The 15,504-nt window shown below is 61.4% G+C and carries 10 protein-coding genes and 2 pseudogenes; 8 read left to right on the top strand and 4 right to left on the bottom strand.

Annotated elements, in window-relative coordinates; genetic code table 11:
* Positions 1–419: 419 nt before the first annotated feature.
* From LB559_RS06915 to LB559_RS06905, 3 genes are all read left to right on the top strand, one after another.
* Positions 420–1,562 (top strand): helix-turn-helix transcriptional regulator, encoded by a 1,143-nt coding sequence (locus LB559_RS06915; protein ID WP_013525342.1) that lies wholly within the window; start codon positions 420–422, stop codon positions 1,560–1,562.
* Between the two features lie 74 nt (positions 1,563–1,636).
* On the top strand, positions 1,637–2,746 hold the full coding sequence (locus LB559_RS06910) for a helix-turn-helix transcriptional regulator (protein WP_224673606.1): 1,110 nt from the start codon (positions 1,637–1,639) through the stop codon (positions 2,744–2,746).
* A gap of 131 nt (positions 2,747–2,877) precedes the next feature.
* The gene (locus LB559_RS06905; protein WP_164778385.1) at positions 2,878–3,504 is read left to right on the top strand and encodes a LysE family transporter; all 627 of its coding nucleotides are present in this window, start codon (positions 2,878–2,880) and stop codon (positions 3,502–3,504) included.
* A gap of 150 nt (positions 3,505–3,654) precedes the next feature.
* Here LB559_RS06905 and LB559_RS06900 read toward each other — a convergent pair whose 3' ends face one another.
* From LB559_RS06900 to LB559_RS06890, 3 genes and pseudogenes are all read right to left on the bottom strand, one after another.
* Positions 3,655–4,701 carry a hypothetical protein gene (locus tag LB559_RS06900; RefSeq protein WP_013525339.1) on the bottom strand — a complete coding sequence of 349 codons (1,047 nt, stop codon included), beginning with the start codon at positions 4,699–4,701 and terminating at the stop codon, positions 3,655–3,657.
* Between the two features lie 74 nt (positions 4,702–4,775).
* A pseudogene (locus LB559_RS06895) lies at positions 4,776–5,534 on the bottom strand (autotransporter outer membrane beta-barrel domain-containing protein); the annotation flags it as partial.
* Positions 5,434–9,180: a beta strand repeat-containing protein gene (locus LB559_RS06890; RefSeq protein ID WP_224673605.1), complete on the bottom strand. Its 3,747-nt coding sequence runs from the start codon at positions 9,178–9,180 to the stop codon at positions 5,434–5,436. The gene LB559_RS06890 and the pseudogene LB559_RS06895, both read right to left, overlap by 101 nt.
* A 456-nt stretch (positions 9,181–9,636) precedes the next feature.
* Between LB559_RS06890 and LB559_RS32840 the strand changes: the two genes are divergently transcribed.
* The 4 genes from LB559_RS32840 (at position 9,637) to LB559_RS06875 (ending at position 11,700) form a co-directional block, all read left to right on the top strand.
* A complete protein-coding gene (locus tag LB559_RS32840; RefSeq protein ID WP_318014157.1) occupies positions 9,637–9,885 on the top strand; it encodes an N-6 DNA methylase in 249 nt (82 codons plus the stop codon).
* A complete protein-coding gene (locus LB559_RS06885; RefSeq protein ID WP_263498960.1) occupies positions 9,836–10,528 on the top strand; it encodes an SAM-dependent methyltransferase in 693 nt (230 codons plus the stop codon). Before LB559_RS32840 ends, LB559_RS06885 begins: the two co-directional genes overlap by 50 nt.
* 264 nt (positions 10,529–10,792) lie before the next feature.
* Positions 10,793–11,179, top strand: coding sequence for a hypothetical protein (locus tag LB559_RS06880; RefSeq protein WP_013525337.1), 387 nt, complete (start codon positions 10,793–10,795; stop codon positions 11,177–11,179).
* Positions 11,176–11,700, top strand: coding sequence for an RES family NAD+ phosphorylase (locus LB559_RS06875; protein ID WP_224673604.1), 525 nt, complete (start codon positions 11,176–11,178; stop codon positions 11,698–11,700). Before LB559_RS06880 ends, LB559_RS06875 begins: the two co-directional genes overlap by 4 nt.
* Positions 11,701–11,738: 38 nt before the next feature.
* On the opposite strand, the pseudogene scpB reads toward LB559_RS06875, so the two are convergent.
* Positions 11,739–12,188, bottom strand: a pseudogene (gene scpB, locus LB559_RS06870) (SMC-Scp complex subunit ScpB); the annotation flags it as partial.
* A 184-nt stretch (positions 12,189–12,372) separates the two neighbouring features.
* On the opposite strand from scpB, the gene LB559_RS06865 reads away from it, so the two are divergent.
* A complete protein-coding gene (locus LB559_RS06865) occupies positions 12,373–15,348 on the top strand; it encodes a Tn3 family transposase (RefSeq protein WP_224673603.1) in 2,976 nt (991 codons plus the stop codon).
* The last annotated feature ends 156 nt before the right edge of the window (positions 15,349–15,504 follow it).

The raw sequence follows: 15,504 nt of genomic DNA, 5'->3' as shown, positions 1-15,504 counted from the left end.
CCGGACCGCCGCGCGAGCTGTGTTGCTCAGTCGCTTTCGCGTCTCTCGATGCGAGACGGAACCGCCTCCCATCCGACGGTGCGGCTGTCTCTAGTTGGCGCGGCGCGCCCGCCTGCTTGATCATTCTTGCCACCACGCCCAAAAACCCCCGATCAAATTGCCGATGTGTCGGGAGAGTGCAGACAAGGCGATGAAGCGAACAGTCGTCATATGCCGACTGTTCCTCGCTTTGTGAGGCCGCTACCTCCTTGTTGGGTCGGGTTGTTGCCGCATGGTCACATATTCATTTTTGCTAATTATCGATGAGGGGAACCCGGTGGCGACATCATCGCCTTCAGCGACAATGCAACTTGCGCGAGAGCTTCCGTGTGTTAGGCTTCTTCACGAAACCTGATGGTCCCAAGGATCGGAAAGTTCCCATGGCTGACGTCACCATCGAAGCGGTCTCCGCCGTGGTCGGCCAGATTTATGAGGCGGCCTACGACCAGGAACGCTGGCTCGGTGCGGTAACCGGCCTGCGCGACCTGTTCAAGGCATCGCGAAGCTGTATCGCGCGGCTTGATCAGCGGGCGTTCAACGCGGTGGGGACTGTCGATGATCCGGGACTGTGTACTCCCGAGGCGGCGGCAGCACACATGCGGGATCCCATCAGCACCGTCGTGGCTGCGCTGCCGGTTGGCAACATCTATGACCGTGCACGGATAGCGGAAGACGGCGCCGACTTCCGCCGCCGTGAGCTTTGGCAGGACTGGATGAGGCCGCGCGACATGCATCATGGGCTCGCCTCGAATCTTCTCGCATCCAACGGCTCCTATTGGTTTTTCGATATTCACCGCGGCTCCAGGCAGGACGCGTTCGGTGCCGACGACATCGACCTGTTGCAGAAGATCGTGCCGCATATGTTGCGCGCCGGGCAGATCGGCCGGCGGCTGGAGAACACCTCGGCGTTGGCATCGGCTTTCTCCCACCTGCCCTTCGGCGTGTTCCTGGTCAACGGCCACCAGCGGATCGTTCAGATGAACGAGGCCGCCGAGGCAATGCTGGCGCGGCCTGACAGCCCGCTGAGGCTGAATGGCGGCACGATCGTCGCCTCCAATCCCCGGGATGCGCAGGAGCTTCAACAATTGGTCGCGGATGCCTGCTCGCTGCCGGACGGAGCCATGCCCGGACCCGGCGGAACGCTGATGGTGCCGTCGGATCACAAGCGCTCCGACCTGACGCCGCTGGTGCTGTCGGTTGCGCCCTTCGTCGACGCCCGCGCCTACGGTTTGGCCTCGGAACGGTGCGCGGTGATCATGGTCACCGAGGTCGCCCGGCGCATCCCCGATGGCTTCGAGACGCATGTCCGCAGCCTGTTCGACCTGACGCCGGCCGAAGCCCGGCTCGCAGCGACATTGGCATCCGGGCGGACGCTGAAGGAAGCCGCGGCAAGCTCGAGCATCACCGTGAAGACCTGCCGCACCTATCTCGAACGTATCTTCTCCAAGACCCGCACCCGGCAGCAGAGCGAACTGGTTGCGCTGCTCAAGAGCACCGAACCGCTTAGCGGGCGCGGCGGGTAGCCGGCTCATGCACAGCGAGCGTGCTAAGGATTTCGAGGCCAATGGCTGACGCAAACCTGGAAGCGGTGTCCGCCGTGGCCGGCCAGATCTACGAGGCTGCCTACGATCAGGAACGCTGGCTCGAGGCAGTGACTGGTCTGCGCGATCTCCTTGGCGGCTCGCGCTCCTGCATTGTGCGGCTCGATCCAACGACGAGCAACGCAGTTTCAACAGTTTATGATCCCGAGTTCGTTTCGTCCGAAGTAACCGCTGCGCACATGCGCGATCCCATCAGCGTAGTCGCGGCCGCCCTGCCTGTGGGCAAAGTCTATGACCGCACGCTGGTAACGGAAGGGGGCGCCGGCTTCCGCCGCCGTGAACTCTGGCAAGACTGGTACAGGCCGCGTGACATGTATCACGGGCTTGCCTGTAATCTTCTGGCCGCCAACGGCTCCTATTGGTTTTTTGATATTCATCGCGGTTTGAGGCAGGAAGCGTTCGGTGGCGACGACGTCCAGCTGTTGCAAAAGATCGTGCCGCACATGCTGCGCGCCGGGCAGATCGGCCGGCGGCTGGAGAATACGTCAGCGCTGGCATCGGCTTTTTCGCATCTGCCCTTCGGCGTGTTTCTGATCAACGGCCATCAGCGGATCGTGCAGATGAACGAGGCCGCCGAGGCGATGCTGGCGCGGCCCGACAGTCCGCTGGCGCTGAAGCACGGTGTGGTAGTCGCCTCCAATGCCGGAGATGCGCAGGAGCTTCAACGGCTGGTTGCCGATGCCTGCTCGTTGCGGAACGGCGCCATGCCAGGCACCGGAGGAACGCTGATCGTGCCATCGGATCACAAGCGATCTGATCTGACGCGGCTGGTGTTGTCAGTCGCACCGTTCGTCGATGCCCGCGCCTATGGCCTGGCGTCGGAGCGCTGCGCGGTGATCATGGTGACGGAGGTCGCCCGGCGCACTCCCGATGGCTTCGAGCTACATGTTCGCAGCCTGTTTGACCTGACACCCGCCGAAGCGAGGCTTGCAACGGCATTGGCATCGGGGCGGTCTCTAAAGGAAGCCGCGGCCCTTTCCCACATTACCGTGAAGACCTGCCGCACCTATCTCGAACGGATTTTCTCCAAGACCCGGACCCGGCAGCAGAGCGAACTGGTCGCGCTGCTCAAAAGTACCGAGCCGCTCAGCGGCCGTGGCCGGTAATTCCCGAACAAAAAATCTAACAGTCGGCATTTGCCGATTGTTCGGGGCCGCGTCTTTCGGCCAGATTTTGGCTAGGTTTGCAGTGGCCAGCCATGAAGTAGGGCAGGTCGTTGATGATGCGGGGCCAATCAATGATGGAAACCGGATACGTTGTCGCGGCCGGATTATTTCCGTTTGCCGTTTCCTATACGCTCGTGGCAATGCTGCCGGGTGCCAATTTTGCCGTCGTTGCGCAGGCCGGGCTGACCGCGTCGCGTGCTACGGCGCTTTCCGCTGCCGCCGGTATCGCCCTTGGCGCAAGTTCGCTGGCGGCCGTCGTCGCGACGGGGGTCGGTTCATTGCCGCACGAGGGCATCGCGCATCAGATAGCCGCCAGCCTCTACGGCGCACTGCTGGTCCTCATTGGATGGAACTCGATGCGGCGAGCTTGGTCGATCAAGACGGGACCGGATGAGCCGAAACCGGTCGCAAACGTTCGGCACTTCCGGCTGGGTTTTGTCACTGCGGTGGCAAATCCCGCAACTGCAATATTTTTCGCCTCTTCAACGCTGAACTTAAATCTCCGCGGGGCGACTTACCTAACCGTGGTCGCATTGGTGTTTGCCATTGCGATCGCCTGGTTTGGTCTTCTTGGCCTTTGCATTTCCCAACCTGTAACACAGCGGTTCTACAGACGTTTCCGAAAGCATGCGGATATCGTCCTGGGAGGTGCCCTGGTGGCGCTCGGCTTCGCCGCGCTTGGGTCGTTGAAGGGCTAAAACATGTAGCGGTGTCTGGACTGGACAGGGTCGCGCTCACTGCAATTTGCTAGGACGGCAAGCGACGACCGGGCCGCACTCGCGCCATCGGCGATTAGCGACGCACTCCCGACGATCTCCAGTCCCCGAAGATCGGCTCGCCTGCGCGGTTTAATAGAACGGCGAATATGGCTCCCGGTCCGCTCGTGTGAAGACGGAGATGGGCTGGTCAATCCGCGCGACAACGCCCGCTCCGAAATTAATCCCAGTTCCGTCGCAGACACCAAATATGTTCGACCGCGTTCCGATCAGCACATTGACCGGTTTCCCGGCTTGGACGGGGTATGTGCTGTTGTGAATGAAAAGGACGCCGGTTGCCTGCAGCGTGTCATGCGCATTGCCGTTGCTGCTCGCTATCTCGACATAGTCGCGCCCTGCGAATGAATTTTGTGTCCAGATGCCGACAACCCCTTCCACCGAGAGCCAACCATTCGCCCAACCGTCCGCGTCGCGCGGAGAGTATTGTGTGAACAGGCGATAGGTAAGCGGGTCCGATAGCCAGAAAAGCGTTACGTAGCCGTCGATATCAGGCACATAGGTGAACCAGACGCCGGTTTCGCTCGCAGCCCACAGGCCATCCGCATCGTATGGGTCCAAATTGTTGGCGCTGACGAAATCCATTGACAGGGGTACCGGATCAGTCACGGCGTGATCGAAGAGTTGGGTGAGCGTCCAGCGCCCATTGTAGTTGAACCACTTGTCGAAGTAGGTTCCTCGAGCCACCGAGCTCAGGTCGATGATCTGTCGCTCCCCCCGTTCGACCGGACCAAAAGGAACGGGGTCGAAGTCCGGCAATTTGAGGCGCGGTATCATGACTGTGCTGGTCGCCGGTCGTGGCGACAACTTGCCCAGATCAAGCATGGATCCTGCTTCGCCAACCGCCGAACGCACGTTCCGCGCGATCAGATCCGTTCGATATTCTCGCCAATAGTGCCCGGACCGGATCTTGTCGAACGCGACCATCTGTTCGATCAGATCGTCGACGTCTTTGGCGGACCGTTTGGGCTTGGAAAGGAAAGCGTTCTGATGGCCAAGCAATTGCTTTCGCGCCTTGGCCTCACCTTCCAGAATGTCCGCGTCGAACGGCAGTTTACACCCCTCTGTTGGCGTAAAGCCGCTTTCATGCTTCGTGTGGAAATCGCCCATCGACTTGACCATGCTGCCTCCATCAGTCTCTGGCTAATCTTGCAACCAAGGTGACGGCGCTTCCTGATGATCGCCACCTCTCGCCGTCAGAATTTCACCGCGAGATCGAGCTTAGCGCCATTGTCGACAGCGCCACCGCCGAACTGTCCGGAATAGGACAGGGCGAGCGTCGCATTGGCCGACATTTTGAGGTCGATGCCGGCCTCGATCACGGCGCTGTCCGTGGCGATCGGCACGCCGGCGATGGTGAAGGCATCGCTGCCGGCAAAGGCGACCGTCGACAGCGGCGTGGTATCGCCGAAAGCGTGCCGCCAGCCGAGCATGCCGCGCGCTGTCGCATTGATGTTGCCGAGCGCAAAACCGGTCGAGCCGCGCAGGCCGAGCGTGGTGAAGGTGGCGTCGGTGGTGGAACCCGCGCTGGTCAACGCTGCCGCGCCGCCCTTTTCGGTAAAGCCGTCGGTGTGCACGCTGACATAGGCGAGATTGACGAAGGGCTCGAACTTGAAGCCCTCGGCATCGGGCCCGCTGCTACCGACCTTGTAGGCAAGTTCGCCGAAGATCTGCGCGGTGCCGGCGTCATAGTCGGCCGAAAGTTGATCGGCAAATCCGTTGAAGGCGACCGAGCGTTTTGTCGACAGGCTGCTCCAGCTGTAGGCCGCACCGGTTCGGAAAGCGATGGCGCCCCAGTTGGTGCCGCCATAGAGACCGAGATGGTAGTTGTCGGCGTCGCCCCTGGAGCTGCGATCATCGGCATCGAAGTTCGCATGGCTGTAACCGCCAAGCAGACCGACACGCCAGCCGCCCACCAGCGTGTCGGCGCCCGCCAGCAGGCCCCCCGTCGAACGATCGAAAGCGGCGGCGTTGCCGTCGCTGTCGGTGTTGCCCCAGGACCCGAAAAGCCTGACCCCAGACGGCAAAGCGATCGGTGTCGGCGGCGACCATTTCCGGTCCGCCTTCGCCATAGGCCATCACCGGCAGGGCAGCAGTGCTGCCATCGCCGAAAGCGGCACGAATGCGCGACGTCGCCGCATCACGGACGAAGCGGCTGTCCTCGACCAGCATGCCCTTAGCCGAGGCATGGATCTCGCCTGACAGCTGGTCGAAGGCAGCGCGTGCCTCGGCATCGGTGGCCAACCCGGCGACGGCGCCGAACACAGCCCCGCTAGTCAGGCTGTCCAGCCCTTCGCCCGTGGCGATCTGGTTCGGCGTCAGCCCGGCATCGGCGAAGTCACGCACCTTGGCCACGTCGAGATAGGCGTTGTTGGCGTCGTAGGTGTCGGTCACCGACAGGAATGCGGTATTGGTGACGCCGGTCACCGAACCGAATTCGCCGGTCAAGCCGCCGTCGGCGGTGAGCACCTTGTATTGCGCGCCGACTTGCAGGTTGCCCACCATATGGACTTCAAGAGTGGAACCGGCAGCCAGCGTCGTCGTGCCAGTCGAGACAAACTTGTCCGATTGATTGAGGCCCCCGATATCGACCGCATAGATCGAGCTTCCATCGAACTGCGCATTGCCGCTCGTGTTGAGCACATCGCCGGCGAAGCCGTTGACCACCGTCGTGCGGCCTTGATTCACGAACATCGCCAGGTTGGTGAAGTTGGTTGTCGCGATACCGCCCACTCCGGCAGCATCGACGATGCTCCCGGGACCATTGGTCATCGTGTCGCCGCCGCCGCCGAAATCGCTGGTGCCGCCTGCCGTGCGCCAAGTACCGTTGTTGTTGAATGTGTCAGCAGCAGCGCCAAAGGTCATCGTACCGGTGATGATACCTGCGTTGGCAAGGACGAACGGGCCGCCGGTGGCCACGAGCGCTGAGTCGGTCGTCAGCCCGGAGCTGTTGCGGATCGTACCAACCGACGTATTTGTGATGGTGCCGCTGGAACCCGTCACCGTCACACCGCGCGCTACCCCGCTGGCCGTGCCGGCAACATTGACGTTCACCACGCCGGCGCCGGTTGCCTTGATGCCTTCGGCGGCAGTGCCGGTGACCGCGCTGTTGGCCGTCACCGTGACCGTGCCGGTGCCGCTATTGGTCGCTTCGATGCCGGTCAGGCCCGACACCGCGCCGGTGGTCGTCACACCAACTGTGCCGGCGCCCGCCGCGTTGGTCTGACGCGCGATGATCGCCGTATTGCCCGTTGAGGACACCGCGCCGGCGTTCACCAACACACTGCCGCCGGTGGTGCGCGCGTAGACACCATTGCCCGACGTCGCGGTTACCGGACCAACCGTCTTCACCGTCGTCGAGCCGGAGCCTAAGTTCTCCGCGTCGACGCCGAATCGTGCGCCGATGGCACCATTGGCCGTCACGTTGATGTTGCCAGTTGCGGCAGCTGGGAAGATCGCGGTGACGATGCCGGCATTGCCCGACTTAATGTCGCCGTTCGCCAGCGCCGTGACATTGCCGGTCGTCGACTGCGCCTGGATATCGATGGCGTCCTTGCTGCCGGCCAGCGCCGTTACCGCGCCGGTGGTGACAGTGATGGCGCCGCCTGCGGCGGTATCGCGCACCACAATGCCTTTGCCTGCCATCGAGCTGCTGGCGCCTGAGATGTTGACGCTGACCGTGCCGGAACCATTGTTGAGGATGTTGGCTGCATCGCCGCTGCCGCCGGCGAAACCGCCGGCGCCGGTGACCAAGATATTGCCAGCGCCGCCGGTGCCGGCGATCAGCGCCAGGCCATCGGTCGCGCCGGTCACCGTGTTGGCGGCATTCACCGTCACTGCGCCGCCGCCGGCCGCCAGAATGCCCTCGGAGAGGGTGCCGGTGATCATGCCGGCCGTGGTGACGGTGATCGCGCCCGTGCCGCCAGTGGTCGCGGCGATGCCCCTCGTGCCAGAGACATTGCCTGTGGTCACATCGACCGTGGCCGCAGTCGCTGCGAAGACCATTTGGGCGGTGATGCCTGCAAACCCGGTGGCGGTGACGTCGCCCGCAGTCACCTTGATATTGCCCCCACTGCCCTGCGCAAAGATGCCGCCACTGCCGCCAGTCGCGGTGACCGGACCAGCTGTGGTCACCGTGAGCGTGCCCGCGCCGAAGTTTACGGCGGAAATCCCGCTGCGGCCGTCGATCGCGCCGTTGGCCGTCACGTCGAGATTGCTGGTCGCCGACCGGGTCTGCACGTCGATTGCGGTTCCGGCCAGTGCGGTCACAGCACCCGTGGTGACGCCAATGTCGCCGCCAAGCGCTGTATCGCGAACGTAAATGCCATGGCCACCGGCGGAGTTGCTCGCGCCCGCAATGTCGACCGTGAGGGTGCCGGCGCCGTTGTTGAGGATGTTCGCCGCGTCGCCGGTCCCGCCGACGAAGCCGCCGACGCCGGTCACCGAGATGTCGCCGCCGCCGCCGGTCCCGCCGATCAGGGTCAGGCCGTTGGTCGCCCCGGTCACTGCCTCGAGGACGCTTACGCTCACTGCATCGTTGCCGGTCGCCACAATACCCTCGGCGAGGGTGCCGGTGATCGTGCCGGTGGCAGTGACGCCGACCGTGCCCGTGCCATTGTTGGTGGCCACGATGCCCGTCGTGCCGGAGACATTGTTCGCGCTCATGTCAACCGCGCCCGCGCCAGCTCCGGCGTGCCAGGCTACGATCGCCGTGTTGCCGGTGGCGATCACATCGCGCGCTGCCACTATTACATGGCTGCCGACCGATGCGGCAAAGATGCCGTTGCCGGTGGTCGCGGCAATTGGACCCCCTGCGACCACCGTCGTCCTGCCCGTGCCGAGATTCTCGGCGTCGATGCCGAACCGGGCGTCAATCGACCCATTGGTGGTCACCTCGATATTGCCGGTTGCCGCACCTGGAACGATCACCGCCACCAAACCGGCGTTACCCGCCTGAAGGTCGCCATTGGCGGTCACCGCGATGTTGCCGGTCAGCGACTGGCTCTGCGCATCGATCGCGTCCTTGCCAAACGCCAGCGCGCTGACATTGTTGGTCTTGACCGAAACGCCGGTGCTGGTCGCTACGTCGCGGACGGTGATGCCTTCGCCTGTTGCCGCAGAGACACTTGCGGCGATGTTGATGTCGACCGAACCGGCACCTCCCGTCTGCGCCGCATCGAAGGCATTGCCGGTGCCGTTGTTGATGATGCTCCCACCCGTGTAGGTGATCACGCCGCCGGCTGCCGAGAGCGAGAGCGCCGCGGTGCCGCCAGCTGTTGGCATGTTGCCGGCATCAATGCTGATCGTGCCATTGTTGGTGACGTTGAGACCACCGGCGCCAGTGTTGGAAACTGCGAGGCCATTGCCGCTTACCGTCGTTCCTGCATCGATGTTGAGGATGATCGGTGTTGCGATGGCACCAGAGTAAGCTCGGTCATTGGGCGGGTTATCAGGATACGTCGTGTCGATGGTGGTGGTATTGTCGCATTGGATCGTGGCGCCAACAACGAAGCAAGCCGACCAGGCCTGTCCCGGTGCCAGCAGGGTCGCGCCCGCAGCTGCGGCAACGCCAACAGCGGATCGCAGTGCAAGCCGGCTCACTTGAGAACGCAGCTTCCACCGCAAAGCCGAATTCGTGGAAGCCTTTCCCGGAATCGAAGGCGAAAGAACAGCCTGCCTGTGCCCGATCATTCTTGCCATCACGCTCAGTTCCCGTCGAATTCTCGAATGCGGCGGAGACTGCGGCCAAGGCCGTGAACCGAACAGTCGTCATATGACGACTGTTCGTCGGTTTGTGGGTAAGCAATAGATTGCTGGCCGGCTTGTTGCCGGCTGGCCACATATTCTGTTGTGCTAATTATCGACCAAGGTGAAAATAGTGGCAGGCAGAGCTGACGCCACCCGTCAGAGCTCTGTCCGCACAATGCCTACGCACCTTTCAACAACGCCACGAGCTGGCTCTGCCGGCGGCTTCCGGTTTGGCGAATATTCGCTCCAGAGAGACCGGGTGATCTGCGCCTCGACTTCGCGTGCGGCTCCGGCTCGCTGCTGCTGAACGTGCGCAAGCGCATGGGGCCGCACGGCATCGGCAGAATCTACGGGCAGGAAAAGAACATCACCACCTACAACCTCGCGCGCATGAGCATGCTGTTGCATGGCGAGAAGGACACTGAATTCGAGATCTACCACGGCGATACGCTTTCCAATGACTGGGACATCCTGCGCGAATTGAATCCTGCAAAGAAGCCTTCCTTCGATGCCATTTGTGGCCAACCCGCCCTTCAGTTTGCGCTGGGATCCGACTGAGGCGATGGGCGACGATGTGCGGTTCAAGAACTATGGGCTGGCGCCCAAGTCGGCCGCGGACTTTGCCTTCCTGTTGCACGGTTTCCACTACCTGAAGGATGAAGGCGTAATGGCCATCATCCTCCCCCACGGGGTGCTGTTCAGAGGTGGGGCGGAAGAGCGCATTCGAACCAAGCTGCTGAAGGACGGTCACATCGACGCCGTCATCGGACTGCCCGCCAACCTGTTCTATTCGACGGGTATCCCGGTCTGCATCCTTGTTCTGAAGAAGTGTAAGAAGCCCGACGATGTTCTCTTCATCAACGCAGCCGAGCACTTTTTGAAGGACAAGCGTCAGAACAAATTAGGGGATGGCAAGAACGGGACAACGGACCATATCGGCAAGATCATCGAAACCTACAAGTTCCGTAAGGAGGAGGACCGCTATTCCAAGCGCGTCAGCATCGATCGTATCGCCGACGAGGGTCACAACCTCAATATTTCCCGCTACATCAGAACGGCTGAGGATGAGCTCGAAATCGATCTAATAGCCGCCAATGAAGACTTGGTCGACATCGAGAAGCAGTTTCGCGCAGCGACAGCGAAGCACAACACATTCTTGCGCGAGCTTGGGCTTCCAACCTTGCCGCTTTCAAAAGGATGACGCCGGGCTCGAATCGACCATCAAGCAGCGCGCCGGTGCGCCTTGAGAGCTGCTGATTTCCCACGTCCGCTTTCGGTCTATATCGATGTTGGCTTGTACGGCGGTAATGAGGCGCATTGCTGCCGCTAGCTCACAGCTAGCTATCATCCGCTACGAGGATGGGGAAGCACAAGCAGTGCGCTGGAAATGGCGTCGGGCTCTGTTCACTTGCTATGCCTAGGAATGTGCATATATTGTGCGTAAGAGAGAGGTCGGAGATTTGTCATGACCCACGCACAGCTCGCACAATCGAAAGTGGTCTCAGGTTTTGTCGACAGCCTGCAGGAGCCGCGCACGCCTTATATCTCGCCGAAGCGCCTGTCGCAGGCGCTGGGCGTGAAGGTGGCCAACTTGGCGCAGTTGACCGGCGTCCACCGCAACACGCTCCGTAACCCGTCGTCGGAGCGACTGCAGGGTCGGATGCGCGAGATGGTGAAGGTGATTTCGGCCGCAACGGAACTCACCGGCGACGTCGACAAGGCGATCTACTGGTATCGCAATGAGCCGATCGCCGACTATGGCCATCGCACGGCGGCCGAACTCGTCGCGGGCGGCCAGGTCGAAGCAGTGCTGGCCTTCATCCGGGATCTCGAGAACGGGGCGCGCGGGTGAAGGTCACCCGCGTCGGGCCGGACGAGATCTTCCATCGCTATCTGACACCCAAATGGGCCTTCCTGCCCACCAGTGGTGGGGGCGCGGCGATCGATGACGGGCGCTTCAATCGGCCCGGCGTCGAAGCCGTTTACCTGTCCCGCGCGCCTCAGACAGCGTTGGAGGAATACAAGCAGGGTGCCAGCATCACCCCGCCCGCCACCCTTGCCGCCTACAAGATCACGCTTTCCGAGATCGCCGATCTTTCTCAGGGGTTCGACCCGAATGTTTGGGATAGTGCCTGGAAGGAATGGGATTGTGCCTGGCGCCAGATCGCTCGCATCGACAGCAAGATACCTTCATCGTGGAAGCTTGCGGACCTGGTCGTTACGGCCGGGCTTCGCGGTATTCTGTTTCCGTCGCTGCGTCACGCCGGCGGCACCAATCTGGTGATCTTTCCGGCCAATCTTGTCGACGGTGATAAGGTCGCGGTTCACGATCCCGATCACCGGCTACCGACCGATCAGTCATCATGGCCCTGAGTTGCTAGCTGTCGTAAGCAACCCGATTTCCGATCAATTCAGAGCGCCTCATCCTCAACGACGCCAGTCGTTGGGTCGCCCTCTTCGAAGTCGCCCTCCCCCCGGACAAGACCGGTCGGTATATCCCCGGCCAGCAGCTTCTCCTTCGACAGCAGCCCGGCGTCCTCGAGCGCCTCGAAATCCGGCAGCTGGCGCAGCGTGTCGAGCCCGAATTGCGACAGAAAATTTTTGGTCGTCACATAGGTATAGGGCGCGCCCGGCTGCGGACTGCGCGGCCCCGAGGCGATGAGATCCTGCCCCCGCAGCACACCGATCAGGTCGCGCGACACCTCCTTGCCGAAGAAGGAAGACAGCTCGCCACGCGTGATCGGCTGGAAATAGGCAATGCACATCAAGACAAGCGCCTCCGCCTGCGACAGTTCTTTTGCCCCCTCGCCCGCTGCCGTGCCGAATGCGGCGCGGATGGCGTCGCCAAAGATCTGTCTGGTCGGGGTCGGAACAAGAGCAGTGCGAAATCGTACGCTAAGGGCGAACGGATCATGAACTCTTCTGTAGTGCTGCTATGCAGCATCCGATCCCTGTGGATTGCCGTCGCAGGGCACCAGTTTTGATTTCTTCGCCTGACCGACTCGACGACGCTCCCGGCAGATTGGTCGTGGATGGAGTTGGGCGATGGGTAAACGGAGGCTTCTCAAGGTTCAGGATCGACAGAAACTTTTCGATATACCAACCGATGAGGACGGCCTCATCCGACACTATTCGTTGTCGTCGGCTGACAGGCTTGAGATTGGACTTCGCAGACGAGAACACAATCAGCTCGGATTTGCCGTTCAGCTCTGCCTGATGCGATATCCAGGCCGGGTGTTATCGACCGACGAAACTCCGCCTCGCGCAATGCTAAAGTACGTTGCTGAGCAGATTGGCGCCGACGCTGGAAAGTTTGCGCTCTATGCACGCCGTGAAGAAACGCGTCGCGATCACATTGCTCGCTTGATGGTTTATCTGGCCGCGCGGAGCGCGACGGGGCAAGACCGTAGAGCTGCGCTGCTGGCTGCAATTCAAGCGGCCACGATGTCCGACGACGGTGGCGCGATAGCGAGTGCCACTGTCGCCATGTTTCGTGAACGCGGATCTCTTTTGCCAGCGATCGACACGATCGAACGGATCGGTCTTGCCGCCCGCGCCATTGCCCGTCGGCGGGCGGAGAGAGCGCTGATCGAAGAAATTTCGGTCGATACACTTCAATCATTGGATAAGCTGTTGGAGGTTGACCCGGCCATTGGCCAAACGCGCTTTCATTGGCTGCGATCAGCGCCGGATGCGCCAGTTGCGTCAAACTTGGTCGGGCTGACCGAACGGATCGCCTTCCTGCGCAAGCTAGAAATCGATCCGAAATTGCAGATGCGCATATCGTCCGGACGGTGGGACCAGATGATCCGTGAGGGCAACGCCACACCGGCATGGCTGGCCAACGACTTCAATGCCAGCCGTCGACACGCGCTGATCGTGGCGCAGATTATCAAGCTCGGCCAGAAGCTCACTGACGATGCAGTGTCGATGTTCATCAAGTTGATAGGCCGGCAGTTCTCGCAAGCCAATAACCGCAAGAAGCAGCGGCACATGGACTGCAGGCGGGATACGGCCAAAGCGCTACGCATGTTCCTGGACACGATCACAGCCCTGCAGTCCGCGAACGATTATGGCCGCAACGCATTGGAGGTTCTCGATCAGGAAGTTGGATGGCACCGGTTGCTTCGGATGAAGCCTGAGCTTGAGTCGATGGTCGAGGACAACGAGGCGTCGCCTTTGACCTTGGCGGCCGAGCAATATGCGACCGTCAACAAGTACGCCGGTGCGTTCCTGCAGGCGTTCACATTCCGCTCAGCGCGCCGCCATGATCCCCTTCTTGCGGCGATTTCGCTGCTGAAACGGCTCTATGCCGAGAAGCGGCGGAGCCTTCCGGATCGCGTCCCGGTCACCCATCTCAGCCAAGCTGATCGACGGCTAATCCTCGGGCAGGAGAAGCCCGATCGCCGTCTCTATGAGATTGCTACGCTCGCCGCTTTGCGAGACCGCCTTAGATCCGCGGACATTTGGGTCGACGGCAGCCGATCTTTCCGACCGATCGACGAGCACCTGATGCCGCGGCCAACGTTCACAATCCTGAAAGATGAAGGTCGCCTCGGACTTGGTGTCCAAGAGGACGGTGCGGCGTGGCTTACCGAAGCGCGGCAGATGCTCGACTTCAACCTGAAGCGCCTGGCGCACAGGGCACGATCCGGGAAGCTCGACGGTGTTCGTCTCGAAGGTGGAACGCTTATCGTCACGCCGGCGGCTGGCGAAGTTCCCGCAGCAGCCGAGGACCTGAATGCCGAGATCAGCGAGCTCTATCCGTTGGTCGAGGTGCCAGATCTCTTGAGGGCGGTGCATGAATGGACCGGCTTTGCGGATTGCTTCACCCATGTTCGCACGGGTGACACTCCGAGGAATGTCTCGGCCATGCTGGCTGGCGTACTGGCCGATGCAACCAACCTTGGTCCGAAACGGATGGCCAGCGCGTCCAAAGGCATCAGCGCTCACCAGATCAGTTGGATGCGCACCTTCCATGCCCGGTCAGAAACCTACCGTGCGGCCCAGGCCTGCGTGACGGACGCACACACCCGCCATCCGCATTCTCGTCTTTGGGGCAATGGCACGACGTCATCATCTGATGGCCAATTCTTCCGAGCAAGCGACCGAGCCGCAAAGCGCGGAGATATCAATCTGCATTACGGCAGTGAGCCCGGATCGAAGTTCTACAGCCATCTGTCAGACCAGTACGGCTACTTCAGCATCTTGCCCATCAGCCCGACCGAAAGCGAGGCTGCCTTTGTGCTCGACGGACTATTCGATCAGGACACGATCCTCGACATCCAGGAACACTTTACCGATACAGGCGGCGCGAGCGATCACGTCTTTGGGCTATTCGCTCTGATCGGAAAGCGGTTCGCACCGCGACTGCGCAATCTCAAAGATCGGAAGTTCCACACGTTCGAGAAAGGCGATGCATATCCGGCGCTGTCGAACCACATCGGAGCGCCAATCAACACCACCCTGATCCTCGATCACTGGGACGATCTGCTTCATCTGGCGGCATCGATAACCACCCGTGCCGTCGTGCCCTCGACGATCTTGAAGAAACTCTCGGCATCACCGAAGGAAAGCCAACTGGCCAAGGCTCTTCGGGAACTCGGCCGCATCGAGCGGTCGCTTTTCATGATTGAATGGTACTCGAGCTCGACACTGCGCCGGCGCTGCCAAGCCGGCCTCAACAAGGGGGAGGCAGCGCACAAACTCAAACGCGCAGTCTTCTTTCATGAGCGTGGCGAGCTCCGCGACCGGTCGTTCGAAAGTCAGGCATTCCGCGCATCGGGCCTCAATCTTGTCGTCAGCGCGATCGTCCACTGGAACACGGTCTATCTCGACCGCGCGGTCACAGAGCTCAAACGAGCGGGAAGGAACATCTCAGATACGCTATTGAAGCATATCTCGCCGCTGAGTTGGGAGCACATCAACCTGACAGGTATCTACACCTGGGACAGCGAGCAACATCTCCCGGAAGGCTTCAGGTCGCTTCGCCTCCCGGCAGGGCTACGCCGTGCCGCATAACGTTCCTGCTTCGTTCGACCTTAGCGTACGATTTCGCACTGCTCTTGTTCCGACTCCAAGACTGGCTGGTCTGTTTTTCCAAGTAATCCATCTGTCGAACCGAAATGTCAGTTGCCGTTACTGCTGCAATCTAATTGTCAGGCTCTCTGATAAGCG

Source organism: Mesorhizobium sp. BR1-1-3 (assembly GCF_020165455.1).
Taxonomy (GTDB): Bacteria; Pseudomonadota; Alphaproteobacteria; order Rhizobiales; family Rhizobiaceae; genus Mesorhizobium; species Mesorhizobium ciceri.
This window is presented reverse-complemented; position numbering and strand designations above follow the sequence as displayed.

Bases quoted from the DNA above. Each gene is read 5' to 3' on its own strand.
- LB559_RS06915 (WP_013525342.1), top strand. From the start codon at position 420: ATGGCTGACGTCACCATCGAAGCGGTCTCCGCCGTGGTCGGCCAGATT.
- LB559_RS06905 (WP_164778385.1), top strand. From the start codon at position 2,878: ATGATGGAAACCGGATACGTTGTCGCGGCCGGATTATTTCCGTTTGCC.
- LB559_RS06900 (WP_013525339.1), bottom strand. From the start codon at position 4,701: ATGGTCAAGTCGATGGGCGATTTCCACACGAAGCATGAAAGCGGCTTT.
- LB559_RS06885 (WP_263498960.1), top strand. From the start codon at position 9,836: ATGCCATTTGTGGCCAACCCGCCCTTCAGTTTGCGCTGGGATCCGACT.
- LB559_RS06880 (WP_013525337.1), top strand. From the start codon at position 10,793: ATGACCCACGCACAGCTCGCACAATCGAAAGTGGTCTCAGGTTTTGTC.
- LB559_RS06865 (WP_224673603.1), top strand. From the start codon at position 12,373: ATGGGTAAACGGAGGCTTCTCAAGGTTCAGGATCGACAGAAACTTTTC.